Consider the following 26,223-nt stretch of genomic DNA (forward strand, 5'->3'; position numbering starts at 1 on the left):
CACAAATTGATTCATTATATCACTGAATGACTAATCACTTTTCTTCTAGTCACTAATACACTATTTAACCAATCACTAATTACAAATTCTCCAAGCAATTTCTATTTTTGCCGTTACTAACAAGGATTAACCCTACATGACGAAGAAATTCTTTCTGCTGTTATTCATTTTTGCAGGGTATTGCCTCCAGGCGCAGGACAAACATATGGAAGTGATGGCCATTCAGGGAGATGGCATTTATTCACTTTTGCGCAATAGTGGTCTCGATCCTAAAAAGTACCTCCAACCTTTTATTGAGCTCAATAAGGAGAATCTTAGTTCTGAAAATGGATTATTTATTGGTAAGATCTATAAGCTGCCTAATCCCGAGGAGCAAGTCGAGAAGGCTGATGAAGACGTGGTTATGCCAGATAGTATTGACTTAAAAACGGTAAAGGCATCTAAGGTTCTAGAGAAGAGGAACTATGACATCTTCGGGAAAGACTATCAAACGGTTTATATAGAAAGTCGAGATTTGGAAGGAGCCGTTTTTTATCTCATCTCTGGTCATGGTGGACCTGATCCAGGTGCAGTGGAGACTTACAATGGCACACTGATTACCGAAGATGAATATGCCTATGATGTGACGCTTAGGTTGGCGAGAAAGCTGATTTCACAAGGAGCATTGGTGTATTTGATTACACGAGATGAAAATGATGGGATTCGTGATGAGAAAATTCTTCCTGTAGACTATGACGAACGTTTGTATCCGGATAAGAAGATTCCTAGAAGCCAGGTTTACCGATTGAGGCAACGAATTGCCGTGGTGAATGAATTGTATAAGAAATACAGCTATAAGCCGTATCAGCGAATTATAGAAACGCATGTTGATAGCCGATCAAAAGGGGAAAACATCGATGTGTTTTTCTACTATCATGAAAATAGTACATACGGTAAACGACTTGCGGATAATATGCAGACTACCTTCAAAGAGAAGTATGCTCGATACCAGCCCAATCGAAAGTATTACGGAACCATTGAACCACGAAGTAGTTTATATTCATTAAAATATTCTCAGGCTCCAGCGGTTTATATTGAGATTGGGAACTTGAAAAATACCCGCGATCAGCGCCGTATCTTGGAATGGGAAAACCGTGATGCCATTGCGGCTTGGTTGGCGGATGGAATTATCAGAGACTATAAGGAGGGGGTTTGAACAATTATAAACTCAAGGTTTAATGGCTATAAAAGAGAATCCACCATCAACGATATTATTATCATGGTTCCGAACTGTAATTCTAAAGGATGTTTCACTCATGTTCCATAAATCATAGGCTGTTGTGTGATCAGGGAAATCAGGAATCGCCATGACTAGTAGTCCTTCAAAGTTTAGGTCATGATTGATATAATAAACTCCTAGAGATGTTCTGTTAACAGTCCAGTTACCAATTTGTGGAATTTCTGTTCTTTTGGTGCCATCATCCCAAACAGCTCCACCTAATACAACCTGCTGACTTTCTTGTATCCATTGTTTAACCTGACCTTTATTGGTAGCATCATTGTCATCGACACCACTCTCAAGATTGACTATGCGGTTATTCGATAGGTCGAGGTTAGCTTGCATAGGCGATTGAACGAGTTGAAGCCAATTAGTACCAGTGTAATAGAAGAACGCATTGAAATCTACATCATATATTATTAGGCCCTGAGATTTTGCCCACCCACTTGTTCTTTGAGTGGTATTCATTCTTGGTATTAAGACACCTTTGTTAGCTGATGAAGATTCTATTTCTAAAATTGCATCTGGTTCCACATTTATAGTGCCTATGCCGATTCCTTCCTGAGAATATCCCACGAAACTCAGGAGCAATAAATAAAGAGTGATGGTTGATTTTTTGTACATAGTTGTTTTTTATCAAAGTTAACTACTTGAATGGAAGATTCATTCTTTATTCAGAAGCAATAAACTCTGTATGAGACGCTAGCTTTTATCTTTATTTGTTGTGGCTCCAGTGGGAAAGAAATAGGTAATGTCTTACAAATGCTCTAGATTATTTCTGTGATGGGGAACTTGTTTTTCCAATCCGCCGAACGTGATGCCATTGCTGCCTGGCTGGCGGATGGAGTGATTAGGGATTTTAAGGAATCTAAATGATTAATCGGTTCTTGTCGTTGATAGGGATAGTTTTGACGTTTGCCGATTAGATTATTTTGTAAAGATCAGTCCGACTAGTTTCACTGTTTCAAAAGCATATCTATCAAATTGCAACTAATGAAACACTCTCAGCTTCTAAGTTCCCGCCGACAATTTCTTCTTAAATCTTCGGCTGTTGGTGCCTTTCTTTTTGCGCATCCTATTTGGAGCTGGGCTTCACAAGAAGAGGATCCCAAAGTAAAGGCACTCGTTGCAAAGACTTTGGGGATAGATGCGCACAATCATGTGGATGTGCCGTTTGATCGATCGGTATTTGATACGCAGCAATACAAACTGGCAGATGAAATCCAGAAATCTGGTTTTTCAGCTATCTGCATGACGTTTTGTGTAGACAGACCTGAGCTCAAAGAAGAAGGCGATGCGTATTCGAGGTTCATCACTAGCCTGGATGAGATGGACAGTATGCTTGTGCAGAATGACATGACTCGTGCGCTCAACTATGCTGATCTAAAAAAGGCCAAAAAGAACCATCAACCAATTGTAATTCAGTCCGTGGAAGGTGGGCATTTTCTGGAAGGAAAAATAGAAAGACTAGATGTTGCCTATCAAAGAGGCCTGAGGCATCTGGGGCTACTGCACGATGCTCAGTCTGCATATCCACTCGGAGATATCTATACCAATCTTGAAAAATTTGGTGGACTAACTGATTTTGGAAAAGAAGTGGTAAAAGCAAGTAACCAATTAGGCTTACTTGTAGATCTCACGCACTGTAGCGACAAGGCGGTGATGGATGCTTTGGAGATTTCCAGCAAGCCCGTACTGACTTCCCACACAGGACTCAATACCCAACTTGGCACCAATGAGAAAATGGCCAAAACGATGATGCCAAGGCTCATCAATAAAGACACGGCCAAAGCGATTGCTGCAGCAGGCGGCCTTGTAGGCGTGTGGACGCATCTTGCCGAGTCTACTACAGATTTTGTGGAAAACATCAGACCCATAGTAGAGGTGATTGGAGTAGATCATGTGTGTATTGGTACAGATTCTAAAATGGCCGTAGCGGAAGGCAGTACTTCTCGTTTTGGGAAGAAAACCAATGACACCTGGACCGGTGGCAAAAAAGGTTTCCTGTATGCTGTGATCGAATCGATGCTGGAACAAGGCTTCTCTGATGATGAAATTACTAAAATCTGTGGCGCCAATTATGTACGGGTATTCCAGCAAGCAGTTGGCTAATTCGACTTTTAGCTAGCCATCAGATTGAGTAAGTTTGCCTAACAAGTTCTATATATCAGATGAGTTTAGAATTAAGGAAACATTTTGAGGAAATAGAAGCACTCACAGACGAAGAGTTTGAATTCATCAGACCGTTTTTTAAGCTTAGAAAACTCCGAAAACATCAATTCTTAATTCAAAACGGATCAGAAGTTCATCACGAACATTTCGTACTCAAAGGATTACTTAGAGCTTATTACACCAATGATCAGGGTAAGGAGCATATTCTTCAGTTTGCTATGGAAAACTGGTGGGTTTCTGACTATCAGGCATTTTTTAAGCACACTCACGCTACCATCAATGTTGATTGTTTGGAAGACTGTGAAGTGCTCAGTCTTTCCTTTGACGATCGAGAACTTATATGTCGAAAGATTCCGTCTGTTGGACATTTTTTTCGAATCAAAGCCAACCTCGGCTATGTAGCACTGCAGCGCAGAATTTTATCCCTTTTGGATCAGGATGCCAAAGGCCGCTACGAGCAGCTCCTGGAGTTATACCCTAATCTACTTCAGCGAGTTCCCAAGACTACTTTGGCAGCATATCTTGGCGTTTCAAGAGAGACACTTAGCCGACTGTGATCTACCTCACAACAAATCTGTGATCTACCTCCTGTGAGTATTCAAGGCGGTTTTTGACCTTTGCATCGCATTCGATCAAACGAACCCAAAAACTGATTTACTACAGATGAAAAATATTTTTGTGATTAACGGAGGTAAGAAATTTGCACATTCCGGTGGTCTATTCAATAAAACGCTGTTAGAACTGGACGAGCAATTTTTCACTACTGAAAAAGGCTTTGAATTTCAGTTTACAGACATCAATGATCCATATGAGATCAGCACAGAGATTGATAAATTGGTGTGGGCAGATGTAGTGATCTATCATTTTCCTGTATGGTGGATGGGATTACCTTTTGCTCTAAAAGAATATCTGGACAAAGTACTCACTGCCGGACATAGAAAGGGGCTCTACTACAGTGATGGCCGTAAGGCTGATAATCCTGCGATCAACTATGGCACAGGCGGACTTCTTCACGGCACCAAATACATGGTTACCACCACCTGGAATGCTCCCGAAACAGCCTTTACACTTCCTGGAGAATTTTTCCAACAGAAAAGTGTAGATCACGGCATTTTGTTCGGTTTTCACCGAATGAACGAATTCTGCGCCATGGAAGCAGTAGAAAGCTTTCACTTTCATGATGTGGAGAAAAATAACAGTGCCGATCAAGTGGCCATTCATCACAAAAACTATCTCCAGCATCTGCAAAAGATATTTGGGAAAAAATCATAAGCAATGAACAAGCAAATCAAACGAGCCTTACTCACATTGATGATAATCATAAGTGGCTCTCATTTTATTCACTCACAAAATAAAAAGACAATGGGTAAGAAAATCTTATTTGTGGTAACAAGCCACGAAGAAAAAGGAAACACAGGAGAAAAAACAGGATTCTATCTTTCGGAAGTAAGTCATCCATGGGAAGTGTTTATGGAGGCAGGTTACGAAATGGATTTTGTAAGTCCTAAGGGAGGAAAAGCACCTGTAGACGGTTTTGATCTGGAGGATGAAATCAATAAGAAGTTTTGGGAAGATGAAACCTACCACGCAAAAGTGGAAAACACTCTAAAACCAGCTGAGGTGAAACCGGAAGATTATGTAGCGATCTTTTATGCCGGAGGTCATGGTGCCATGTGGGATTTTCCCGACAACACGGAAATAGCAGAAATCGCTCGTAAAATCTACGAAAATAATGGGGTGGTGAGTGCTGTGTGTCATGGTCCTGCTGGACTACTCAATATCAAGCTTAGCGATGGAAAATACCTGATCGACGGTAAGAAAACCAATGGATTTACCAATGAAGAAGAAGCTGCAGTAGGTCTGACGGAAGTAGTGCCGTTCTTGCTGGAAGATCAGCTTAAGGCAAGAGGAGCAAAGTTTGAAAAAACCGATCCCTGGGGCAGTCATGTGACGGTAGATCAGCGACTGGTGACCGGACAAAACCCACAGTCGGCACACGATGTAGCTGAAGCAGCTGTGAAAGAACTACAGGACTAATACAGACATCAAAAAAAATCCAGAGGAAGGTTCGTTTCAAACCTTCCTTTTGAAGTTTAAAGCAATAACAATATGGTAATTGTCAATTTAATGGGTAGGTTCATTTTTTTAGTAGTATTCATTTTGCTAGAAATAAACGCATCCGCGCAAACAAAAAGTACATTTTAGCTAATGGAAAGGCGGAAAAAGAAGTCGTAGTTTTGGATTACAACACCCTGGAGGAAATCACCAGAATTTCTACTGGAGCTGATCCGCATGAGATCGTTACTAGTGCTGATGGCGCTGTGGCGTACATTTCTAATCCCAAACTGAAAAACAACGGACATTCTATTGATGTGATTAATCTGAAAACACTTCAGCATGACGAAACCATTGACACCCGGCCGTTTTACATTCCTCATGGGTTGGTTTACCTGGATGATCAGTTGTGGTTTACTGCGCAGGGGTCTAAGACGGTAGGTGTCTATGACTTAAAGTCCAAATCGGTGACGGAAGTGCTGGGTACAGGTCAGGATTTTACGCATTTGCTGGAAGTACTTCCCAATGGGAGAACTTTTTATTCAACCAATGTGGAGTCTGGCACAGTGAGTATTTATGAAAAGAAGGAGATACCACCCTATATGCCGCCCACAGGTAAGCTTCCTCATAATGCACAACCCCGTGTAGAATGGCGGCAAACACTGGTAGATGTAGGCTATGGAGCCGAAGGCTTTGACACCACTCCAGATTTCAAAGAGCTGTGGACAGCCAGGCCAGATGGTCATGTTTTGGTCATTGATTTAAATCAAAAAGAAGTGATCGCAGATATAGACACTGAGGTGGAAGGTTTGCACCGCCTGAAAATCTCCGCAGATGGTACCACCGCATGTATCGTAAGTGTCAAAACAGGAGATTTGCTTTTTTATGACATAGAAAGCCGGACACTCAAGCATCAAATGCAAATGGGCCAAGGAGCTGGATTATACATCGATGAAGCCAGCAACAGGTTGTTTGCGTCTTGTACTCCCAACAATTACATAGCTGTCGTTGATCTGGAGGATTTCCGTCTTTTGAAAAAAATTGAGATAGGAAGACCGGATGGAGTGACGTCTGTGGAGGTTTATCAAGAATAAATACACATGATTTCACTTACTCCTCCGAACCCTTAATCTTAAAGAAAAGTCTTGTTAATGGAATGATGGACAATCCTGTGATGGTTAGGAATAAAAATGCCCATCTTAATCCAAATCCATGGGAGAGGTAGCCAATGATTGGCGGTCCAATGAGCATGCCGGTTGTGCCATAAGTGGAGATAATTGCTACGACAATTCCGGGAGCGTATTTCTTAGAACCTCCAGCTTGAGCTAGTGCCATAGGTACGATAGGAGCTACACCAATTCCAATAATCGAGAATCCGATCAACGCAGGAACGAAGTAGGGGAACAGCACGGCAGTCAAAACTCCGGAGATGATCAGAACGGCCGAAATAGCAAAGGTCAACTTGCTGCCGATTTTATGAATGATCTTATCTGAAAGAAGCCTCGAAATCGCCATAAAGGTCATGAACAACAAAAATCCGAAAGTGAAGATTTCTGAGTTGACCACATCTCGGAAAAAGACTCCACTCCAGTCAAACATTCCACCTTCACATATTGAAGCAAAGAAGATGATAAAGCCCAAAGAAACGATATAAGGTTCTGGTTTGCTCAAAATCAACTTCGTGCCAGTTGTTGCTTTGTCAGCTGCTATTAAATTGAAATAAGAAAATAAGGATAATGGAATCACGATGCACGTGAATAGAATCAGGTGCATCAACATGCTGATGTCTGAAACAATCATCAACGTAGTAAAGCCAACTCCAGCAATCCCACCTATACTCCACATGGCATGAAACGACGCATTGATTTTCTTCTGGAACAGTTTCTGAACGGTAATTACCTGAGTGTTCATGGATACGTTCACGATTCGCATGAAAAAGGCAATGCAAAACATGGATCCAATCAACATTACAGTATTCGATGCGAAACTCAATGAAAGCAAGGACAAGGCATACAAAACGTAGCCGAAGAGTATCGGTTTGCGGGTATTGAACTTGGAAACGAGAAATCCTGATAATGGCAACCCTATCAAAGAAGCAATGGGCATGGTGAGTAAGGTAGATCCCAGCTCCGCATCATTTAATCCAATAACTTCCTTTATAGTCGGTATTCGGGAAGTCCAGGTCGAGAACCCGAATCCAGAAAGGAAATAAAACGTGCTTAAAGCAATGCGGTGTTTCAGTCTAGTTTCCATGTTGTTGGTTTGCCCTACTTTTCCATCCTGTTAAATTGTGGAATGGAGTAATAAGGGATAATGAGGAGTCTGCTAAATAGGTTAAGTCACAGTTATTTAATAAATTATATTCAAAATAACTGCCGAATGAAAAAAGTAATAATCATCACTGCTCTAATTTCGAGTTCTTTATTCTATTCATGCTCAGAAACAGGTGAAGCGTGTTGTAAAGAATGCTCAACAGGAAAGGCTTGTGGAGATACATGTATCTCTGAGTCAAAAACTTGTAATGAAGATCCTGGTTGTGCCTGCGATGTTTAGGCTTTATTTCTTTCTCTCAATATCTCTCAAATTCTCCATCTTCTTGTTGCGTAGGAATCCCGCGATATCCTCAAAGTGTTCTTTCACTCGTTGATTGCCAAATTCGAATACCTTTTTCGCTAATCCGTCTAAAAAATCCCTATCGTGAGATACCAGAATCAACGTGCCATCAAAGGCTTTCAAGGCATCTTTCAAGATGTCCTTCGTCTTGATGTCGAGATGGTTGGTAGGCTCATCGAGTATGAGGAGGTTCACCGGCTGAAGCAACAACTTGATCATTGCCAGGCGTGTTCTTTCACCTCCCGAAAGAACTTTCACCTTTTTGTCGATCGTGTCGCCGCTGAACATGAAAGCACCAAGAATGTCTTTGATCTTGGTGCGAATATCTCCTTGCGCAATTTCATCAATCGTTTGGAACACGGTCAATGATTCATCCAAGAGAGCAGCTTGATTCTGAGCAAAGTAGCCAATCTGACAGTTGTGACCCAATTGCATTTTTCCTTTGTGCTCAATTTCACCCATGATCGCCTTAATCATGGTAGACTTACCTTCACCGTTTTTGCCAACAAAAGCCACTTTTTCACCTCGGCTTATGGTCATCGATGCATCTTTGAAAACCACATGATCTCCGTAAGATTTGCTCAAGTCTTCTATGATCACCGGATAATTACCTGATCTTGGAGCAGGAGGGAACTTCAAATTCAATGCAGAAGTATCTACTTCATCCACTTCTACGATCTCCATTTTCTCCAGCATCTTCACACGAGATTGTACTTGCAACGTCTTAGAGTACGTTCCTTTGAATCGCTCGATGAACTGCTTGATGTCTGCAATTTCCTTTTGCTGATCGTCAAACTGCTTTTGCTGTTGCTCACGACGCTCTCTTCTCAGTTCGAGATAGTGCGAGTAGTTCGTTTTATAGTCGTAGATCTTCCCATTGGTTAACTCAATGGTACGATTAGTCAAATTGTCTACAAATGTCTTATCGTGGCTAATCACCATAACGGCATTTGCACTGTTTTTCAAAAAGTCTTCCAGCCACTGTACGGACTCAATGTCCAGGTGGTTGGTAGGCTCATCGAGAAGGATCAAGTCAGGTTTTTTCAATAAGATTTTTGCCAACTCAATACGCATCCTCCATCCACCACTAAAGTCTTTGGCAGGACGGGTAAAGTCCGAACGAACAAAGCCCAACCCTAAAAGCGTTTGCTCTACAGCCTGATCAAAGTTAGAGTCTTCGATGCTGTAGTATTTTTCACTGATTTCAGACACCAACTCAATTATTTTGGCATACTCGTCAGACTCGTAATCAGTCCTGGTTTCTAATTGCTTATTGAGGTCATCTAGCTGAGTTTTCATTGCTAGGATCTCCTCAAAAGCTTTGGAAGTCTCTTCGAACACATTGCAAGTGTCTTCTACCAACAAGTGCTGAGGCAAATAGGCAATTACCGCATCTTTTGGAGCTGAGATCTTGCCATAAGTAGGCTTGTCTTTGCCAGCAATGATTTTAAGGAGGGTGGATTTACCTGCACCATTCTTACCCATGAGGGCGATTTTATCCTCTGGATTGATGTTGAACTGAATGCCGCTAAACAGGGTGTGTCCACTAAATTCTACGCCGACTGAGTCTACTGAGATCATAACTTCAATTGAATAAGCCGCGAAGTTAGTGAGAAGGGTTGGGAATGTGAATGTTTCAGAAACTAGTAATAACTATTTCTTTAGAACGGAAGGTCAAATTCTTCACTATCATTTAAATCTTCTTCCGGGTGTTCATAATAGTTGTCTTTAGCAACTTTATTCAATGTTGCTAAAACAAATTCTGGTAGATCTAAAATGTGCTTTGATATTTCCTCTTTTATGCTTATTTCTTTTGGGTTTCCATAGCTTGTTGTTTCTGAAACTTCAGTGAATCCCCTTATTTCCATTTTGTTCAACACATCTGGATACTTCTGAGATAATAATGGTTTAATATCATGGATTTTTTCCCATTCTTTGATTTTAGATATTTCATAATCTTGTTGCCAGCCAGTCATTAGTTTGACTTTCCCAGTTTCGACTAGGTAATGGAAAAGAAGTAACTCGTCTGTCTTGAATTTTTGCTCTTTTATAAATTTAAGAAATTCTGAGTATTTATCAGAGAGTGATAGATCAGCTATCAAAGGAGACTTGTTAAAGTCGAGCCCATCATTGATTTGTTCCATATTAATAACTTCAGTGATAGGAACAGAAGAAGTGTCCTCTGTAAATGAACTAATATTTGCAAGAAATTTCTTAATACTTTGGGAGATTAAGATGTTATTGGTAGTAATGTCGAAAAACATAGAAAGCTGTTGAATCCAGCTATTAATTCTATCTTCATCGTTAATATAAAATCCAATTTCTCTAGGATCTAAAGCACCTGTTTGGAATTCCTTACTGTTTAAATTGAAATCAGGAGTGAAGATTGCAGCATGATTATTTTCAATAATCCAAGCGGCACCCATTTCATTCAAACAAGCAACACTTTTATAGTATTGTTCTGATAGAAGATAAATCACATAAGGTTTGTTCTCAATTTGAGATTTTAACCAATTAAAGATATTTTGTCCAATAGGTATTCCATAAGCAACATTACTTGTGAATATAATTTCGCTTTCCTTAACCCCGAGACTTCTTAATAACTCAACTATAATGTTTCCATAGTCTTTATTTTTAGAAGAATGTGAAATAAATATCTTCATTTTAGGCGAATAGAAATTAGTGGTTAACATCGATTTTCATTTTGAAAAGCTTCAAAATAAGAGAATATCTCTGAATTATCAACAATCATTAATTTATCATAACCACGAAGAGATCTTGTGGTCATTCACTTAATAAGGAGGGGAAGTCATGCCTTATTTATAATGTGAATGATAAGATTTTTAGGCTAGTATACATTCAAATTATACAGACTTGGGATAAAGCAAAGCTTGGGATTTTTAGGATCGTAGAATATGGTTAGTCTTTCTCCTTCTTGTAGGTGTCTTTTATAAGCAGACTGGTACTCATGATTAAACATCTTTCCATTTGCTTCATATCTGAAATTGTATTCCTTAACAGTACGTCCATTATGTACTGCGTTGGTATTTGTGATATGCGTTATTTCGGCAATGGATTTCTCACCGTGCTGAAGTACATAATAACCCAATTTAGCAGTATCTATTTTTCTCTTTACGATATAAAGACCTATTGCCAGGAAAAGAAGACCCCCAAGAGCCCTTAGGTCCATAACGGCAAAAAATGGCATGATGAAACCAATAATACAAAAGGCTTCTCCAAGTAAGAATGGTGCAGTATTCAGATAGATTGTGGTTCTATCGGATTTGGTGATTTTTCTCATTATGACTGTTGAAAGAAAGGTAAATTATTGAAATTATTCTTCGAAATCAATTGATGAGATTCTCTTCCGTAATCTCAAGGAATCTGCTCGTGGGAGATGAGGATTAATTTATGTGAGCTAAAACCTTACCATAGTCAGTAAAAATATTGCCCTAACGAATCAAATGACAAGAAGCCCATTCCTCCAACATTTCTATTAGTTTTACTTTTCTATAGAATGAGCTGTTTTTGTCAGCTTTTCAGTTAAGTATAAGCACATTTTTCTAATGAGATTTCTTCATACCGCAGATTGGCATATCGGGCAACTCTTTCATGAGTTTGATCGGCATTTTGAGCATCAGCAGTTTCTCAATTGGCTGGTTCAGAAGCTTCAGGATGAGCAGATAGATGTGCTGCTGATCAGCGGAGATATCTTCGATCAGGCCAACCCTTCGGCTGCTGCTATCCGTTTGTTGTATACGTTTCTCAATGAAGCAACGGCCGCTTGCCCAGACTTACAAGTCATCGTTACAGCAGGCAATCATGATTCCGCTACACGACTGGAAGCTCCAAAGCCGCTGCTGAGCTCGTCCAACATTCACATCATTGGCGTGATGCCGAGAAAAGACGATGGTGAAATTGATTATGAGGCATTGACCATTCCGATCAAATCCAAAGACGGCATTTTTGGTTGGTGTCTGGCTGTGCCATTTCTACGCATGGGCGATTATCCGGAAGTAAATGGCAGCAAGAACAACTACGTGGATGGTGTGTGTGCTTTGTATGAGGAGGCTTTCGCGTATGCGGATGAGTTACGAGATGCCAACCAACCGATCATTGCCTTGGGGCACTTGCATGCGCTGAATGCAGAAATTACGGACCTGGACAAAAGTGAGCGACTGATCATGGGAGGAGTGGAGTACATCCCAGGAACGGCTTTCCCAAAAGAACTGAGTTATGTGGCTTTGGGGCATATTCACAAATCTCAGAAAATCGGTGGACATACGGAGATTCGCTATTCTGGTAGCCCGATTCCTATGTCGTTTGGGGAGCGTGGTTATCAGCATCAGGTGTTGGTATTTGAGATGGATGAAAGAGGTTTGAGTAGTGAAGTAACGCGCATAGAAGTGCCAGTGACCATTCCTTTGCTGAGTGTGCCGGATAAGCATGAGCCGTTAGAAACGGTGATAAAAGCCCTGATGAAACTGGAAAATGCAGAAGGCCGAGCGCTGAATGTAGCGCCTTATCTACAAGTGCGTGTTTTGCTGGATGGACCAGAACCATCGCTGCGTCATAAAATAGAACAGGTGCTAGAAGGTAAATACGCGCGACTGGCAAGAATAGATGTGCGGTATCCGAAGAAGAAATCAGATGATTCCGAAGAACTGGTTTCGCCGGATTTACTTCATTCCATGAGTCCATTGGAGATTTTTACGCGTCATTACGAGAAGAGGTATCAAATAGAGTTACCAGAAACGCTAGAGAAGCATTTCAGAACGGTTGCCAACGAAATTGAGCAAAAAGAACAATGAAAATCCTCTCAATAGAAATCAATAACCTGGCCTCACTCGATGGCTACACCAAAATCGATTTTACCGAGAAACCATTGGCTTCTGCGGGCATTTTCGCCATTACGGGGCCAACCGGAGCAGGTAAATCTACTTTGCTAGATGCGCTGTGTTTGGCGCTTTACAGCAAAACGCCCAGGTATTTACAAGGCAAGGAAATTGGAATTGAGGTAGAAGATGTTCGTGGTAATAAAATCAATCAGGGAGATGTGCGTGGCATCTTGCGAGACGGTACTGCCGAAGGTTTTTCCAAAGTCGCCTTTGTGGGAGTGGATGGTCATCGGTATAAAGCCACCTGGAGTGTGCGTCGTGCCAGACAACAAGCTGAAGGTGCGATTCAAGCCGATAATATCCAGATAGAAAGTTTGGAAACGGGGCGTGTGATTGCGTCGAAGAAAACCGAGGCTTTAAAAGAAATAGAGCAGGCTATCGGTCTGAATTTTGATCAGTTCACGCGATCGGTTTTGCTGGCACAAGGTGATTTTTCAGCATTCCTCAAAGCCAATAAAGACGACAAATCTTCGCTTTTGGAAAAACTTACCGGGACGCAGATCTATTCAGAGATCAGTGTTGGGATATATGAGCATCACAAAGAAGTCAAAACGGAGCTGGACAAACTGCAAGTGCAGGCAGATGGTGTAGAGAGTTTGACTGAAGTGGAAATATATGCCTTACAAGAGGAGCAGAAGGATCTCATCGACTCGGCTAAGATTCTGGAAAGTCAGGTTACCCAATATCAGAAAGCAGTTGATTGGCAGACACAGCTTGAGAAGTTAAAACTACAGCTAGAAGAGGCTGGAACTGCACTTGAGCAAGCTGCCCAGCTGGAAAAGGACTCACAACCGAGAAAGGCCAAATTGGCGTTATTGGATAGCGTACAGTCGATCCGAACAGAAGCATCTTCACTCAAGCAAAAGGAAAACGAAGCAGAAGAAAGAAAATCCGTTGTTGCCTCGCTTAAGCAGGAAATGGCAAAACTCGAGCAGGAGAGTGAATCTGTTCAGGCATTGCAGGAAACTGCCAATCAAGCGTTAGCGAAAGCAAATGACCATATTAAAGAAGCTCAGCCTAGACTTGATCAGGCTTCTAAACTGGATACACAGCTAGAGGAGGCTCAACACCAACAGGAGCGATCATCTAAGGACGCTCAGCAAGCCATGGAAGCCTTCCAGCAAATGAATGAGGCGTTGCAGCAATCTGGCGAAGAGCTGGAGAAGGTTAAGCTGAGTATAGAGCAACTAGAGCAGTGGCAACAAAATAACGCCTCTCGTCAGCCAATAGCGGAGAACAAAACGGAGATCATTTCGCGATTGACAGATGCCGAAAAGTATTGGAGCGATCTGCAGGTGACTAAAGAGAAACTGGAGTCGGTTGATTCTGAGATCAAGCAAAAGGAACGAGCAGTAAAGCAATTCGAAGAAAAGTCGAAGGAGCTGCAGGAAACCATTGCTGCCAAGCAAAAGTCCTGGGAGGCGCTTAACGAAGAACTAAAGAAATCCCCTATAGCAGCTATTGAAGCCAAGGCTAGTCAACTGCAGAGTAGAAAAGATGCGTTGAATGAAGGACTGGGAAGTTGGAAAAGAGTAGATGAACTGCAGACGACAGAGCGACAGTTGCAGCAGCAAATAGCGTCACTCAAGTCACAAAAGGATACTTCCGAAAAGCAATTACAAACTACTGAGAAGGAACTGCAAACTGCTGAAATCACCCGTACGGCAAGTCAGAAGATGCTTGATCGTGCGAGACTCGAGTCTGCGGAAAATGTGGAGGCTCTGAGACAAAATCTGGAAGAAAATGAGCCTTGTCCGGTATGCGGTAGCACTCATCACCCTTACAGTGAAGGCCATGTGGCGGTTGAGAATGTGCTGAAATCGCTGGAGCAGGAGCATCAACAAAATGAACAGCAGTATGTTCAGGTATTGCAAAAGCAAACAAGCTTATCCAAAGAACTACAAACGCTGGAAAGTAAGCTGAAGGAGTCGGAGGAGCAAGTGAAAGGGGAGTCCGAAAAACTACATGCTGCTCAAACGGAGTGGAAGGCTCAAAGCATTTTCGCGGAAGCAGAGAAAGCATCTGATGAGGAGCGAATCACCTGGATTCAAAACGAATGGACTCAGACGAATGAGGCGCTGAAAAACCTCCATCAGCAACTGGAAAGTCAGCGTAAGCAAGTTCTGCAAGCCGATCAGCAAAAAGAGGATTTGGAGAAGCAGAAAGCTTTACTCGGTCAGGCGGAGAAGGATTTACAGGCAGCTGAGTTTGACTTGAAAAGTTTGAAATCTAACTCTGAGCGTGATCTGAAGGATCAGGACCGTCTGGAAAAGGAATTGGCCAATGTGGAAAAATCCCTGAATCCATATTTTGAACACAATGAGTGGATGGATAACTGGAAAGCCAATCCTGACACCTTTAGAGATCAGTTGAAGGGTTTTGCTGTGAAATGGGAGGAGAAAGCCAAGGAATTGACCAAAGCGAAGGATGCATTGATTCAGCTTCAAGCAACCCATGAAAAAGCCAAAACGCAGGAGGAACACTCCAGCAAAGAGCACAAGAAAGCCAATCAATTGCTTGCAGAATATAAGGAGAAACTAGACAAGCTAAGACAAGAGCGTGGATTGTTGTTTGACGGTAAGTCTGTGCTGGAAATCAGGAAATCACTTCAAGAGGCACGCAGTGAAGCAGAGCAACAACTCAAAGAACTGGCAGACAAGAAGGAAGCTATCCAGTCTCAATTGGTGGAGAATAAGACAAAGGTGAAAGAAGGGCAGGAGACCATTGAAAAGCTAGGTCTTGAAATCACCAACTTGTCAAAAACCATTGAGCAATGGCGTCAAAATTACAATGCTGAACATGAAGATGAGCTTTCTTCGGACTCGCTCATGGAGCTTCTGGGTATTTCGCTTGACTGGATTCGTCAGGAACGTACAGATCTTCAGCAGTTGACTGATGCTGTCAATCAGGCCAGGGCAACAAGAGATGAGCGTATGCGGCAATTGGACAGTCATGAGGCTTCTCGAGATACATCCATCGATTTTGAAGATGTGCTGAAAGAATTGGGCCAGGTGAAGGGTGAGTTGGAGTCTTCCAAAAGTCGGATCAATGAAATTGGCTTCGAGTTGCAGAAAGATAAGGAGAACAAGCAGCGAATTGGTGGATTGCTGACGCAGATAGAGAAGAAGCGTCTGGTTTTTGATGAGTGGGACAAACTCAACTCGTTGATAGGTTCGGCAGATGGTAAGAAGTTCCGCCAGATTGCTCAGGAATATACGCTGGACGTATTGCTGCAGCATGCCAATGTCCATTTGAAAAACCTGACACCACGCTATCGCATCGAGCGCATTCCAGAAACGCTCGGCCTGCAAGTGCTTGATCACGACATGGGCGACGAATACCGTACGGTTTACAGTTTGTCAGGAGGGGAGTCGTTCCTCGTTTCGCTGGCACTGGCACTCGGACTGGCATCTATTTCGTCCAGCAAGATGAAAGTAGAGTCACTATTTATCGATGAAGGATTCGGAACGCTGGATCCAACTACATTGAGCATTGCCATGGACGCACTGGAAAGACTGCACAATCAAGGTCGAAAGGTAGGAGTGATCTCACACGTGGAGGAAATGAAAGAGCGCATCCCTGTCGAGATCCGTGTGGTGAAAGAGAGCAATGGCAAGAGTAAAGTGGTGATTTAATTAGCTAAAGCTAAAAGGCTAGTTAGTGACACTTGTCATGGCTGTAACGTCATGAACTCCAACTAGGGTTGATGAAATCGTCATTCCCTGAATTTCGTTATAAAGCGCAATAACTGTAGAGGATTAAAGTGAAATTCTAAGGGAATCTCACGAGCAAATAGCACGATAGACTCCCCTAGAATCCATAATAATTATGATGTTTAAACGGTACTTGTTTCAGGATTCGGGGAGTGACGATGGGAAATAACCCTTCAAACATAATTTAGAATTGCCCTAAGTTTTATTCACGAAGTGATATGCTATGATTATGCACTTAAAGCTCTCAATAGAGGTAGTCGTTCAGTTTTCGTCAAAGTGCAACTTTCCCAACTTCATATTTGCTTCCCAGCCATAAGGAAAAATTCCATTTTGATCCGATGTTATTCGCTGCATAATTTCAATCACCGCGGTTCGAGCAGAGTTAGGAAGTTGATAGAAGAGTTTGTCCACTTGTGTGTTGCGTTCCGAGTCATGCACACCATTCTGATGCCTGATGGCTCTTTTCTCTCCTTTGTAGTAGGTCAGTATTTTGATTCTGCCGTCATCAGTTCCATTCATTCCAGAAGTTCCGTAAATGATTACCGGATCGATAATGCCATCATTATCAAGATCAGTTAAACTCAGATATTTGGTCCAAAACCAAATGGAATACTCTATAGGGTTAGTCTCACTTTCAGCGAAGATAAAGTCTCTTAGTTGCCAATCAAGCTGCAGATCAGAACCATTTCTCGAAAGACAAAATGCTTTAATGGAGTCATTGTAGTCCGGCTTGAGTCCATTAGCATCTTGATTTTCCGTTAAAATCAAGTAATGAGTTCCAAGTTTGTCTTGATATTCATAAGCTCGATAAATGGAATAATTAATATTCAGCTTTGCCTTGAGGTCCTCGGTAACAAGTTGTTCAATTTCAGAAGTATCGAATTGTCTGCTCGACGGTTGTCCTATTAGAGAATTGAAAGTTGTTAAGGCAATAATTAAAAATAGGAATTTGCTCATAAGTGAAATTGACAGACAAGATGCCTAATCTAACCCATTTCACTGCTGAAAGCAATACTAAGATGCATAGCGCATCTGCTTATAGAATGTCTATATTTTAAAGTCACACGCGGAACGCGTGCGACAGATTGGGGGCTTTATCGCTCACGGCCGTCTACTCGATAAGAGTGAGTTCAAGTTAACACTATCAGTAATATTGCCTTCGAAATCAATGTATCTCATAAAGCTGGAATATTTGCCGTTAGCAAATTCAATCTCTTGGGTTCGTTGGCCATTAGAATATTTAATTGCTTTTCCATGTTTGATTCCGTTGACCCAGTTGACGGTGTATAAAAGTTTTCCGTCGTGAAAAATTGAATCAGGGCCATGTCGCAGGCCATTTTGGAAGAACTCCTTCCTAATAATGTTTGTCTTATGCGTATCGGAGTAATTAAGCCATACTCCTTGTTTATCGCCGTTTATCCGTTCTCCAAATTGCTGTTTAGAAGGTACTTCCGCTAGTCTAACAAATGTTACCGAATCGAGATATGTTCGCTTAGTTTCACCATGTCTATTTACAATAAGTGCCCCATAGATGGTGATAAATTTAGGACTTGAAGGTTCGTTTGTGGTTTCTTCCAAAATATCTCCCTCCCAGTAAATTGGTAAAGTATCCCTGATATAATCTTTATCGAATTTTTTAAAATCTAAAGTATCATCAGACCATGTTTTGCTATGAATCTCAAATTTTATTGAGGTTACTTCGCTAGAGTTTACAGCGTTTCTTAGTCCATTAATGACAAATGCAGTTTCAATGGGGTGAAATGAAAGCACAGAGTCTTCGCTTATGATTGAAAAACTTTCTATTTCATCTTGTGGCGCGACATTACATGCAACACATCCTAAAAATAAAACTATTAACCACTTCTCCATTTTTCACACTAACACCATCATAACACGTCCACTCATATTATAAAATGCCTAATCTAACTCATTTCACCCCTGAAAGCAACACGGGAATTCAGCGGGCATCAGCTTATGAAGGGTCTTGAGATTTTAAAGTCACACGCGGAACGCGTGCGCCATCTTTGGATTATTCATGGAATCGCTTGTTGACTGTTCTTTAATTATAATATCATAATCTTTCCAATACAAATTCTTTGTTCAACATCATTCCAGCCGTTGTTCCCATAGAAACTGCATTTGCGACTGTTCGCATTCGGGTTGTGTTGTCACCACAGGCGTAAATGTTCTCTATATTTGTTTTCTGTAAATGGTCGATTTTTATGTACCCTTCATCAGTTAATTGGCAACCGAGTTGTTCGGGAATGGGGCAATGCTGTTCGAAGGTTGTTTTGGTGTAAATGGCTCTAATCGTTTTTTTTGAACCGTCTTTAAAAATGACATTTTGAACATAGCCGTTTTTATGCTCCAATTTTTCAATCTCAATTTCAATAATATTGATGTGATGTTTTTGCAATGTCTCGGTTTGCTCAGTTGTTAATGTAGATTTTCCGTTAGTGAGCAACAAAAGGCTTTTGGTCCAATTTAATATAAGCCTGGAAAATTCATAGGCATATTCTCCATTACCTAAAATTGCGGTTGACTCATTTTTCACTTCGTATCCGTGGCAATATGGACAATGAAGAACCGAGATTCCCCAACATTCCTGAAAACCCTTTATTGTGGGAAAGATGTCTTTAACACCCGTAGCAAAGATTAATTTTGAGGCAGAGTATTTACCACCTGATAGAGTATGAATATAAAAACCAGCTTCTGTTTTTTCTCCATTGGTTGCCAAATCGTTGAGAAATTCGATGGTATCATATTCAGACACTTGTTGTTTTCCAGTCTTTGCTATTTCTTGAGGTGTTTTTCCATCTTGAGTTAAAAAGTTATGAGAGTGTGGAGTTTGCCAGTTGCATGGTTGTTCACTATCAATAACAAGCACGTTTCTCAAGGCTCTACCCAAAGCCATGGCTGCAGCAAGGCCTGAGTAACTTCCGCCAACGATAATTACGTCGAAATGTTTAATGGCTATCATGTTTTTGTTTTTTAAAAGTTCTTTGAAATTGAATGGTAATAGAAAAGTCGTTGACAAAACTCCTCCTTGTTTAATAAATGTTCGTCTTTTAAGGTTTTTCACTTTTTTGAAATTTTTCTATTAGGATATTCAGCACTGGTATACCAACAAACATCATCCACGGTACTAAAATCAAGGTTAATATGAGTGTTCGCAAAGGCACAGGAATATTGATCAGGTGCTTGCCGAAAATCAAGTAGAATACGGTAATAGATGGATATATCACAAACCAAATCTTTACTGCTTGGATAATTCTTCCTTTCATCAGTTTCATTATGGTTTTATAATTCTTCCTGTTACTGCTCCAAATAAACTTTTGCGAAATAGAAACTCCAGCTGTTTCATAGTAGTAGGTAATTCGCCGGGGAAATAAGGGAAATATTGTGGCGAATTTTCTATTACCGTTGGGCTTACTGCATTGATACGTACTTCATTTTCCAGCTCAATGGAAGCAGCACGAACAAAGCCTTCTATCGCTCCATTGACCGCTGAAGCGTTAGCGAAATTCCGCTGTGGGTTGTGAGTTAGACCGCCAGTTATCAATGTGAATGAACCTTTGGGGCGAATGTATTGCTGACCCATAAGAACGAGATTGATTTGTCCCATCATTTTACCCTCAATACCCGTTCTAAAAGTATTGTCATTTAGTTTTTTCCATGAGCCAACAAATGTCGGTCCGGCTGTTGAGATCAATGCGTCGAATTCTCCGATTTGATTGAACATTTCTTTAATGGATTCGATGGAAGTTATATCCACCTTCACATCCCCGGTTGTGCGGCTGGTTTTAATTATTTCATGGTTTTCCTTTTCCAAAACATTGACCAGGTATCGTCCCATGGTGCCAGACGCACCTATAATTATGATTTTCATATTTTGCTTTTCTTAAATTGCTGAGCAAAATTATTTCTATTATCAGGGTAGTTTATAGGACAAAAGTCAAGTCTGGCAGGACTTAATTAAAGATTCCTTTCTGTATAGAAGAACCATCAACCTTCTTTGAACGATTTTAGCAAAAGACTTTACAGGAAAGCCTCCCTAATCATGCCAACAGCTGACTGGACTAGAATTATTTGAATTTTTTTCTAAAGACTTCCGGGGAATCACCTGTGTGTTTCTTAAAAAACCGGATAAAGTATGAAGTGTCTTCGTAACCTAGATTGTAGGCAACATGATTGATTTGTTGAGATGTTCCAAGTAAGTTTCTTTTGGCTTCAAGTATTATTTGCTCATTAATAATTTGAGAGCAGGTTTTTCCAGCAGCTTCTTTGGTTATTTTATTGAGTTGAAAGGAAGAAAGGTTCATCATCTCAGCATATTCTGTCACTTGCTTGTGGGATGAAATGTTGTTTTGCAAGAACTCCATCAACTCTTCAAATCGCTGGATATAATATTGATTTTCGCTAATCGAAATTATTTTAGGGTTTTGACTTTGCCTCACAATCTCTATGAATAGAACTTTCAAATTTGCTTTAATTACTTCCTGATAATTATCTAGTTTGTGGTCGTTTTCTTCATAAATAATGGACAAAATAGAAAGTATTTTTTTGAATTTCTCAGAACTAAGGGGGCAGTGGTTTTTGTAGCTGACTTTCCGCAATGCAAAATTTGTAGGTTCTTCTCTGGGCATGTAAAACTCTCGGCTAAATTGAATTATGTAGCCCACACTTCCTTTCTCGAGTGTAAGTTGGTGTACTTGTCCGGGCCGCATAAAGAAAATGGAATAGTCGTAGACTGGGTAGGGAATGAAGTCAATGACGTGTTCACCACCTCCGTTTTCTAAAAATAAAGCAAAGAAAAAGTTGTGGCGGTGAATCTCTTGAATTAAGTCATTTTCAGAAAGTAAGTTTTCAAGCTTTATGATGTTAAATCCTTTCTGGAATTGAGGTTCGTCAATATGTCTTATAGGAATTTTTGACATTAAGGTTCTCTAATGAAGGCAAGCATAGTTAAAACATGCCTAATCTAACCCATTTCACCCCTGAAAGCAATCCTGAACCATCAGGCATGATTAAAAAGGTGATCTGACTCACTATTTTCACCCATGAGTTGTGCTGGATACAAGAAATCTCGTCGCAGATACGTTATCCTCCAATATTGTACTATTTCACCCTGACGAAAGCATTGCTGAGTCAGGGCAAACCTAAAATTTATCGCTATGCAGATGATTAATGTACCCAAGCTGCGCATGGCGCAGCTACAAACCTTCACGGAAGGCGTATTGAAAACCACCGCTAACCTTACCGAGGTGGCCCCACAGGTCGCTGACGTGAAGGCAAAACTCAAGGTCTTTCTGGACGGGATGACCAAAGCCACTGCCAGTTCCAATAAATCGGTTTTGGATCGCACCAGAGATGAGCTGAACTCCGGATTCTTCAAAGGTGTGGAGTCGGAGCAGTTGTTTCCGCATGCAGCGGACGTTGCAAAACTTCTTAGTCAGGTAGTTGGTATCACTTCCCGCTATGGCTTTGGTCTCAATAGGCTCAGCTATGACGAGCAGACGGCCCAGACGGATAACATGATCAAGGAACTGGAAGCTCTAAAACTCAATAAGTTGCCTAATATCTCCAGGTGGCTGGCACCCATGAAAGCCGCCAATGCGGAGTTTAAGTCCCTGGCGGAGGCGTATTACAAAGATCTGACTGCTGCCGGAGAGACCTCTGCTGCCAGCCATGCAGCGCCTGCTCTTACCGATGCCATCAACGCACTCTTCACCATGCTGTTTGCGCATGTACAGATATCAGGCAGCGAGACGTTGACTACTGCCTACAAGGAGTTGATTACCCAGGTGGAGTCTTTTAAGTAGGAGAGCAGGGCCAGAGGTGAAACCTGCATGTTTGGAGCCTCCGCGGCTTGCGGAATGCTAAAACACGCATGTTTGGACGTTCCGCTGGTCTTCCGAAGGCATAAACACAGCCGTTTGGAGGTTCTGCAGCTTGCAGCAAGGCAAAACGTGGATGTTTGGGGCTTCCGCACACGTGCGGAGACCTCTTTCAGGACCTGACCTAGGGAAATTTGAGGGTTTTTAAGCGTGATGAAGGCTGTGTTATGCCTGTTGTTGGAAACCGGTCTTAGCTTCGGCGGAATTCAAAGTGAGGGGGGAGGCAAAGGGCCATCATCGTTTGTTGTGCTCCTTTACTAGTCATTTGGTTCGTAAATGAGATACACTTTGTGTTGAATCACAATAGTCAAGGTGAACGCACTCAATAGCGTCGCAAATGCATTGTTGTCGATTGTAATTCTCCATTTTGCTGGTTTAAGAGGATGTTCAATTTCTGTTGTTAATCGACCGATACGATCCTGGTTGTCCAAAATCAGTTTCCAATCTTTCTGATCCAAAACCTTGAATTCAGTTGAGTTAGATTTTAAAAAACAATATTCAGGAGCGATAGAAATAAGAACTTTTGATTTTGGAATATGGTATTCCCAAAGTTCATTGTTTAAATGATCTTGGATTGTGTATTCGGTTCTCAGATTATCCGTGAATTTTACTGTTGCTGCTAGTGAGTTGTTGGAATTGTAAAGTTCAAAAACCCCAGTCCGTTTGGTAGTTCTAGTAACATTACAGGAATAGATCAATTGGTTATCATCGTAAAAGTTAATTGCGTTAACCTCGCCGATTATAGGAATAGTTCTACTTAGTTTAATGTTTAAAAAATACATCTGTTTTGGACTACAATATGGAGCATAACACAGTCATACACATGACCATTTATATTATGACATGCCTAATCTAACCCATTTCACCTCTGAAAGCAACACTGGGATGCAATGGGCATCTGCTTAGGGAGTTTCTTGATATTTAAAATCACACGTGGTACGATTGGGCTAGATTGAGGGATTTTATTGGCTAGTGTGGCAATCAACTAGTTGGAGCAACTCCAACTAGTGCAGGGGCGCTTGTTATGTCCTGTTTTTTTTACGGTTTGTTTGTTCCGGTGGCTAGAAGTTGCGCCACTTCCGAGATGTTCTCAGATAGTTCGTCAAATGTTCGAAGTTCAGACCAAGTTGCACCGGAATACTTTTCATGTGGTTCACTCGAATCGACTCTCAGTTGGCGTTCACGTCCGTCATAGGTTAATCTATAACAATTGCCGTTAATCCGATAACCAAGACGTCCGTTTCCAAAAGAGTATGGTTGATATAGGAATTCTTGCAGTTCGAATTTTTCTATAGTCTGAAGTTTGGCTTCAAGTTCTGTTCGAAAGTCTTCAAATTTCATTATTCATCTAGTTCGGCCATTCGCTATATCGCTTGTTACATGCCGTCTTCTACAATTTTGCTGAACACAGAAGTTAGTTCGTCTTGCTTGAGGAGTTCGTCAATTACCTGTTCAATGTCCTGTCGAGAGCATTTGTCGATCAGAATCATGTCGCTTGACCATAGGTATTTACCGTTCAAGTTCTCGCCAGTTCGCTGGTTCTTATTTTTCAGTTCCTTGATATTAGAATAGGTGAAAAATGATCCGACATATCTTTCACCATTCGTTAGAGTTACAATGACGTCTGTGTTGTTATTATCATAGTTCCATTGACCCTCAACCCATTCTTCTGCTTCAATCCAAATGTTTTTTAATTTATCAGCTTTCATATTAATGGAGATGAACTTCCCAATCTTCAAATTCAGGCTCAATCATATAGTTATCTATTCTATGGGTGCATACGTGCCTGATCCATTGTGCTGCTCTTTTCATTGCCTGTGTTTGGTTAAGAACTTTACCGGAAGAATCCATCTTTATGACATTGGCAAAAATTGCATACGCTTGCTCAACTAAGCTTGCCTCTTCTTTAAGAATTTCTCTATAGTCAACATTTTTCAAAATTGATTCATCGCCAATTACAAAAGGAAGTGTTCCATTGGTATAATAATAGGCAAAATGCCTCAGCGCACTTTTGAAGTCGTTAGAAAGCTCAACAACTACTTCTTGATTCTGTTTTTCTTGTTTCTTCTTGAAGAACATTAATCGATCCTATAATGGCATGTAACATAGTAATAACATAAGCGATCATGTCATTTGATAATATCTCGCCTAATCTAACCCATTTCACTTCTGAAAGCAATTCTAGGTTGAAGGGCATCCTGCTTATGAAGTGTCTTGATATGATAAAGTCATACGGGAACGCGTGAGGCAGCTTGGGAAGAAAGCACTTCAGTTTTCTTGGCTGTAGATAAGCAGGATGTTGAGCATGCACTTAGAAGATGGCTAAGTAAGGCTATGCGACATCATCGTTTGTTATGAGCTTTTTCACGCTCTAGTTTGCGTTAGTTGAGCCGTTACGGTGTTACAGTCAAAACATACAAAGTTGTGAATTACCATACAATCTGCTATATCATAGTTATCTCCGATTGAATCAATTTGAGCGTAAAACGTCATTTTATTCGAGCATACGGAGCAGTTTGGATACTCACTCTCTGAAAGTTCATCTGGTTGACCTCCCAAGAAATGTCGGGTTCCAGCAACCTCGTTCCATTCATATCCAACAGCATTCTTTGCCTCTTCTGTTTCAGGTTGAGGAATTAACTTGATTTTAGGGATTTTCATTAATACAACTGAGTAGAGATCATTAGAGTTGGGTGTTTACCCTGTTCGATTTTTCTGTAATTCACAAAGGCCGAGCATTCAAAAATTGCCTCCAATTGTTCAGGAGCTCGTTCTTTAAGAAGATGTCCTTTTGTTATTTCGATAATTGTTGGTGCGTCACTTAGTTCATCTACACAATCCATCCATGCGTTCATGTTCTCCCCGTAATAATCCGGAAAATTCATCTGCTTCTTGAATTCATTGTGGAAGGTTTTCCAGTTCGTGATCTTGGTTCCGTTAGTTCTGCAGGTTTTCATTCTTCAAGTTGCTGATAACACAGTCATAACATGACCATCTATATTATGACATGCCTAAGCTAACCCATTTTACCTCTGAAAGCAATACTGGGATGCCGGGGAGCATTCTGCTTATAGAGTGTCTTGATGTCACACGCGGAACGTTAATGCCAGCTTGGAAAATTTAGAAACGAGTCATGCCCAAAACTTCCACCAGGGCTTGCTATGTTCTATGATCGAGACCAATTGGCCAGAGCCATCAGGAAAAAAGATGTCTGAGTTGCCACTAGCATCAAAGAATCCTACCTGATACTTGGCAGCCAGGTTCTTCACGAATGGATAGGCCTGATCGGCAAACACCCACCCAAAAGCCACATAGATCATGTCTTGTCCAATACTGTAATCGGCTAGTGTCTGATCTTCGCTCACGTCATCAGATGCATACGGGCCATTCATGGGCGGGAATGTTTCTTTGATCTCCATAAACCAGTTGTGCAGTTCCTCTGAACTTACCTCAGGGTTATTGTAGTCATGATCTTCAACCCATTTAGCCTGTTGTTGATACCATACCATAAACGCTTCTTGATTTCGTGGCGCTGCAGCAGGATTAAAAACAATTAAGTCGTAACTCATAGTTCAGAATTAAGTACAAAGACTAACATCATGCTCAAAGTAAGTTCA

The 26,223-nt window shown here is 41.1% G+C and carries 27 protein-coding genes; 9 read left to right on the forward strand and 18 right to left on the reverse strand.

The window, feature by feature from the left end:
* The first annotated feature begins 136 nt into the window (after positions 1–136).
* Positions 137–1,195 (forward strand): N-acetylmuramoyl-L-alanine amidase family protein, encoded by a 1,059-nt coding sequence (locus NXS00_RS23220; protein WP_258101680.1) that lies wholly within the window; start codon positions 137–139, stop codon positions 1,193–1,195.
* 12 nt (positions 1,196–1,207) lie between these two features.
* Here NXS00_RS23220 and NXS00_RS23225 read toward each other — a convergent pair whose 3' ends face one another.
* A complete protein-coding gene (locus NXS00_RS23225) occupies positions 1,208–1,882 on the reverse strand; it encodes a phage tail-like protein (RefSeq protein ID WP_258101681.1) in 675 nt (224 codons plus the stop codon).
* Between the two features lie 369 nt (positions 1,883–2,251).
* On the opposite strand from NXS00_RS23225, the gene NXS00_RS23230 reads away from it, so the two are divergent.
* The 5 genes from NXS00_RS23230 (at position 2,252) to NXS00_RS23250 (ending at position 6,579) form a co-directional block, all read left to right on the forward strand.
* The gene (locus NXS00_RS23230) at positions 2,252–3,370 is read left to right on the forward strand and encodes a dipeptidase (protein ID WP_258101682.1); all 1,119 of its coding nucleotides are present in this window, start codon (positions 2,252–2,254) and stop codon (positions 3,368–3,370) included.
* 59 nt (positions 3,371–3,429) lie between these two features.
* Positions 3,430–3,987 (forward strand): Crp/Fnr family transcriptional regulator, encoded by a 558-nt coding sequence (locus tag NXS00_RS23235; RefSeq protein WP_258101683.1) that lies wholly within the window; start codon positions 3,430–3,432, stop codon positions 3,985–3,987.
* A gap of 106 nt (positions 3,988–4,093) precedes the next feature.
* On the forward strand, positions 4,094–4,702 hold the full coding sequence (locus tag NXS00_RS23240; protein ID WP_258101684.1) for an NAD(P)H-dependent oxidoreductase: 609 nt from the start codon (positions 4,094–4,096) through the stop codon (positions 4,700–4,702).
* Between the two features lie 3 nt (positions 4,703–4,705).
* Positions 4,706–5,467: a type 1 glutamine amidotransferase domain-containing protein gene (locus NXS00_RS23245; protein ID WP_258101685.1), complete on the forward strand. Its 762-nt coding sequence runs from the start codon at positions 4,706–4,708 to the stop codon at positions 5,465–5,467.
* 200 nt (positions 5,468–5,667) lie between these two features.
* Complete coding sequence (locus NXS00_RS23250; RefSeq protein WP_258101686.1) at positions 5,668–6,579, forward strand: beta-propeller fold lactonase family protein; 912 nt, start codon at positions 5,668–5,670, stop codon at positions 6,577–6,579.
* Between the two features lie 16 nt (positions 6,580–6,595).
* On the opposite strand, the gene NXS00_RS23255 is transcribed toward NXS00_RS23250, so the two are convergent.
* From NXS00_RS23255 to NXS00_RS23270, 4 genes are all read right to left on the reverse strand, one after another.
* Entirely contained in the window at positions 6,596–7,738 is a 1,143-nt protein-coding gene (locus tag NXS00_RS23255) for an MFS transporter (protein WP_258101687.1), read from the reverse strand.
* A gap of 303 nt (positions 7,739–8,041) precedes the next feature.
* Positions 8,042–9,679, reverse strand: a complete 1,638-nt coding sequence (locus NXS00_RS23260) for an ABC-F family ATP-binding cassette domain-containing protein (RefSeq protein ID WP_258101688.1) — start codon at positions 9,677–9,679, stop codon at positions 8,042–8,044.
* Between the two features lie 80 nt (positions 9,680–9,759).
* The gene (locus NXS00_RS23265; protein WP_258101689.1) at positions 9,760–10,761 is read right to left on the reverse strand and encodes a toll/interleukin-1 receptor domain-containing protein; all 1,002 of its coding nucleotides are present in this window, start codon (positions 10,759–10,761) and stop codon (positions 9,760–9,762) included.
* A 185-nt stretch (positions 10,762–10,946) separates the two neighbouring features.
* Entirely contained in the window at positions 10,947–11,399 is a 453-nt protein-coding gene (locus NXS00_RS23270; RefSeq protein WP_258101690.1) for a DUF3592 domain-containing protein, read from the reverse strand.
* Between the two features lie 265 nt (positions 11,400–11,664).
* Here NXS00_RS23270 and NXS00_RS23275 point away from each other — a divergent pair, with 265 nt between their 5' ends.
* Positions 11,665–12,909: an exonuclease SbcCD subunit D gene (locus NXS00_RS23275; protein ID WP_258101691.1), complete on the forward strand. Its 1,245-nt coding sequence runs from the start codon at positions 11,665–11,667 to the stop codon at positions 12,907–12,909.
* Positions 12,906–16,631, forward strand: coding sequence for an SbcC/MukB-like Walker B domain-containing protein (locus NXS00_RS23280; protein ID WP_258101692.1), 3,726 nt, complete (start codon positions 12,906–12,908; stop codon positions 16,629–16,631). Before NXS00_RS23275 ends, NXS00_RS23280 begins: the two co-directional genes overlap by 4 nt.
* Before the next feature lie 339 nt (positions 16,632–16,970).
* Here the strand turns inward: NXS00_RS23280 and NXS00_RS23285 are convergent, their stop codons facing one another.
* The 6 genes from NXS00_RS23285 to NXS00_RS23310 all read right to left on the reverse strand — a co-directional run bounded on the left by NXS00_RS23285 (position 16,971) and on the right by NXS00_RS23310 (position 21,646).
* Positions 16,971–17,666 carry a M949_RS01915 family surface polysaccharide biosynthesis protein gene (locus NXS00_RS23285; protein ID WP_258101693.1) on the reverse strand — a complete coding sequence of 232 codons (696 nt, stop codon included), beginning with the start codon at positions 17,664–17,666 and terminating at the stop codon, positions 16,971–16,973.
* Between the two features lie 144 nt (positions 17,667–17,810).
* A complete protein-coding gene (locus tag NXS00_RS23290; protein ID WP_258101694.1) occupies positions 17,811–18,578 on the reverse strand; it encodes a toxin-antitoxin system YwqK family antitoxin in 768 nt (255 codons plus the stop codon).
* 202 nt (positions 18,579–18,780) lie between these two features.
* On the reverse strand, positions 18,781–19,791 hold the full coding sequence (locus tag NXS00_RS23295; RefSeq protein ID WP_308709737.1) for an NAD(P)/FAD-dependent oxidoreductase: 1,011 nt from the start codon (positions 19,789–19,791) through the stop codon (positions 18,781–18,783).
* Positions 19,778–19,993 carry a putative antibiotic biosynthesis monooxygenase gene (locus NXS00_RS23300; RefSeq protein WP_258101695.1) on the reverse strand — a complete coding sequence of 72 codons (216 nt, stop codon included), beginning with the start codon at positions 19,991–19,993 and terminating at the stop codon, positions 19,778–19,780. The genes NXS00_RS23295 and NXS00_RS23300 overlap by 14 nt, the downstream gene beginning before the upstream one ends.
* Before the next feature lie 8 nt (positions 19,994–20,001).
* Positions 20,002–20,598, reverse strand: a complete 597-nt coding sequence (locus tag NXS00_RS23305; protein ID WP_258101696.1) for a short chain dehydrogenase — start codon at positions 20,596–20,598, stop codon at positions 20,002–20,004.
* A 196-nt stretch (positions 20,599–20,794) separates the two neighbouring features.
* Positions 20,795–21,646: a helix-turn-helix domain-containing protein gene (locus NXS00_RS23310; RefSeq protein WP_258101697.1), complete on the reverse strand. Its 852-nt coding sequence runs from the start codon at positions 21,644–21,646 to the stop codon at positions 20,795–20,797.
* A 237-nt stretch (positions 21,647–21,883) separates the two neighbouring features.
* Between NXS00_RS23310 and NXS00_RS23315 the strand changes: the two genes are divergently transcribed.
* A complete protein-coding gene (locus tag NXS00_RS23315) occupies positions 21,884–22,531 on the forward strand; it encodes a DUF6261 family protein (RefSeq protein WP_258101698.1) in 648 nt (215 codons plus the stop codon).
* Positions 22,532–22,863: 332 nt separating this feature from the next.
* Here NXS00_RS23315 and NXS00_RS23320 read toward each other — a convergent pair whose 3' ends face one another.
* From NXS00_RS23320 to NXS00_RS23350, 7 genes are all read right to left on the reverse strand, one after another.
* Positions 22,864–23,388, reverse strand: coding sequence for a hypothetical protein (locus NXS00_RS23320; protein ID WP_258101699.1), 525 nt, complete (start codon positions 23,386–23,388; stop codon positions 22,864–22,866).
* Between the two features lie 256 nt (positions 23,389–23,644).
* Positions 23,645–23,947, reverse strand: coding sequence for a hypothetical protein (locus tag NXS00_RS23325; protein WP_258101700.1), 303 nt, complete (start codon positions 23,945–23,947; stop codon positions 23,645–23,647).
* A gap of 35 nt (positions 23,948–23,982) precedes the next feature.
* Positions 23,983–24,315, reverse strand: a complete 333-nt coding sequence (locus NXS00_RS23330) for a hypothetical protein (RefSeq protein WP_258101701.1) — start codon at positions 24,313–24,315, stop codon at positions 23,983–23,985.
* Between the two features lies 1 nt (position 24,316).
* The gene (locus NXS00_RS23335; protein ID WP_258101702.1) at positions 24,317–24,685 is read right to left on the reverse strand and encodes a DUF7677 family protein; all 369 of its coding nucleotides are present in this window, start codon (positions 24,683–24,685) and stop codon (positions 24,317–24,319) included.
* Between the two features lie 285 nt (positions 24,686–24,970).
* Positions 24,971–25,267, reverse strand: a complete 297-nt coding sequence (locus NXS00_RS23340; protein WP_258101703.1) for a hypothetical protein — start codon at positions 25,265–25,267, stop codon at positions 24,971–24,973.
* Positions 25,267–25,563 (reverse strand): barstar family protein, encoded by a 297-nt coding sequence (locus NXS00_RS23345; RefSeq protein WP_258101704.1) that lies wholly within the window; start codon positions 25,561–25,563, stop codon positions 25,267–25,269. Before NXS00_RS23345 ends, NXS00_RS23340 begins: the two co-directional genes overlap by 1 nt.
* A 174-nt stretch (positions 25,564–25,737) precedes the next feature.
* The gene (locus tag NXS00_RS23350) at positions 25,738–26,175 is read right to left on the reverse strand and encodes a hypothetical protein (RefSeq protein ID WP_258101705.1); all 438 of its coding nucleotides are present in this window, start codon (positions 26,173–26,175) and stop codon (positions 25,738–25,740) included.
* Positions 26,176–26,223: the final 48 nt, after the last annotated feature.

This window comes from Marinoscillum pacificum (assembly GCF_024714495.1).
GTDB classification, from domain to species: domain Bacteria; phylum Bacteroidota; class Bacteroidia; order Cytophagales; family Cyclobacteriaceae; genus Marinoscillum; species Marinoscillum pacificum.

Coding starts and splice junctions, on each gene's coding strand:
- NXS00_RS23220 (WP_258101680.1), top strand. CDS start 137: ATGACGAAGAAATTCTTTCTGCTGTTATTCATTTTTGCAGGGTATTGC.
- NXS00_RS23225 (WP_258101681.1), bottom strand. CDS start 1,882: ATGTACAAAAAATCAACCATCACTCTTTATTTATTGCTCCTGAGTTTC.
- NXS00_RS23230 (WP_258101682.1), top strand. CDS start 2,252: ATGAAACACTCTCAGCTTCTAAGTTCCCGCCGACAATTTCTTCTTAAA.
- NXS00_RS23235 (WP_258101683.1), top strand. CDS start 3,430: ATGAGTTTAGAATTAAGGAAACATTTTGAGGAAATAGAAGCACTCACA.
- NXS00_RS23240 (WP_258101684.1), top strand. CDS start 4,094: ATGAAAAATATTTTTGTGATTAACGGAGGTAAGAAATTTGCACATTCC.
- NXS00_RS23245 (WP_258101685.1), top strand. CDS start 4,706: ATGAACAAGCAAATCAAACGAGCCTTACTCACATTGATGATAATCATA.
- NXS00_RS23255 (WP_258101687.1), bottom strand. CDS start 7,738: ATGGAAACTAGACTGAAACACCGCATTGCTTTAAGCACGTTTTATTTC.
- NXS00_RS23260 (WP_258101688.1), bottom strand. CDS start 9,679: ATGATCTCAGTAGACTCAGTCGGCGTAGAATTTAGTGGACACACCCTG.
- NXS00_RS23265 (WP_258101689.1), bottom strand. CDS start 10,761: ATGAAGATATTTATTTCACATTCTTCTAAAAATAAAGACTATGGAAAC.
- NXS00_RS23270 (WP_258101690.1), bottom strand. CDS start 11,399: ATGAGAAAAATCACCAAATCCGATAGAACCACAATCTATCTGAATACT.
- NXS00_RS23275 (WP_258101691.1), top strand. CDS start 11,665: ATGAGATTTCTTCATACCGCAGATTGGCATATCGGGCAACTCTTTCAT.
- NXS00_RS23280 (WP_258101692.1), top strand. CDS start 12,906: ATGAAAATCCTCTCAATAGAAATCAATAACCTGGCCTCACTCGATGGC.
- NXS00_RS23285 (WP_258101693.1), bottom strand. CDS start 17,666: ATGAGCAAATTCCTATTTTTAATTATTGCCTTAACAACTTTCAATTCT.
- NXS00_RS23290 (WP_258101694.1), bottom strand. CDS start 18,578: ATGGAGAAGTGGTTAATAGTTTTATTTTTAGGATGTGTTGCATGTAAT.
- NXS00_RS23300 (WP_258101695.1), bottom strand. CDS start 19,993: ATGAAAGGAAGAATTATCCAAGCAGTAAAGATTTGGTTTGTGATATAT.
- NXS00_RS23305 (WP_258101696.1), bottom strand. CDS start 20,598: ATGAAAATCATAATTATAGGTGCGTCTGGCACCATGGGACGATACCTG.
- NXS00_RS23310 (WP_258101697.1), bottom strand. CDS start 21,646: ATGTCAAAAATTCCTATAAGACATATTGACGAACCTCAATTCCAGAAA.
- NXS00_RS23315 (WP_258101698.1), top strand. CDS start 21,884: ATGCAGATGATTAATGTACCCAAGCTGCGCATGGCGCAGCTACAAACC.
- NXS00_RS23320 (WP_258101699.1), bottom strand. CDS start 23,388: ATGTATTTTTTAAACATTAAACTAAGTAGAACTATTCCTATAATCGGC.
- NXS00_RS23325 (WP_258101700.1), bottom strand. CDS start 23,947: ATGAAATTTGAAGACTTTCGAACAGAACTTGAAGCCAAACTTCAGACT.
- NXS00_RS23330 (WP_258101701.1), bottom strand. CDS start 24,315: ATGAAAGCTGATAAATTAAAAAACATTTGGATTGAAGCAGAAGAATGG.
- NXS00_RS23335 (WP_258101702.1), bottom strand. CDS start 24,685: ATGTTCTTCAAGAAGAAACAAGAAAAACAGAATCAAGAAGTAGTTGTT.
- NXS00_RS23340 (WP_258101703.1), bottom strand. CDS start 25,267: ATGAAAATCCCTAAAATCAAGTTAATTCCTCAACCTGAAACAGAAGAG.
- NXS00_RS23345 (WP_258101704.1), bottom strand. CDS start 25,563: ATGAAAACCTGCAGAACTAACGGAACCAAGATCACGAACTGGAAAACC.
- NXS00_RS23350 (WP_258101705.1), bottom strand. CDS start 26,175: ATGAGTTACGACTTAATTGTTTTTAATCCTGCTGCAGCGCCACGAAAT.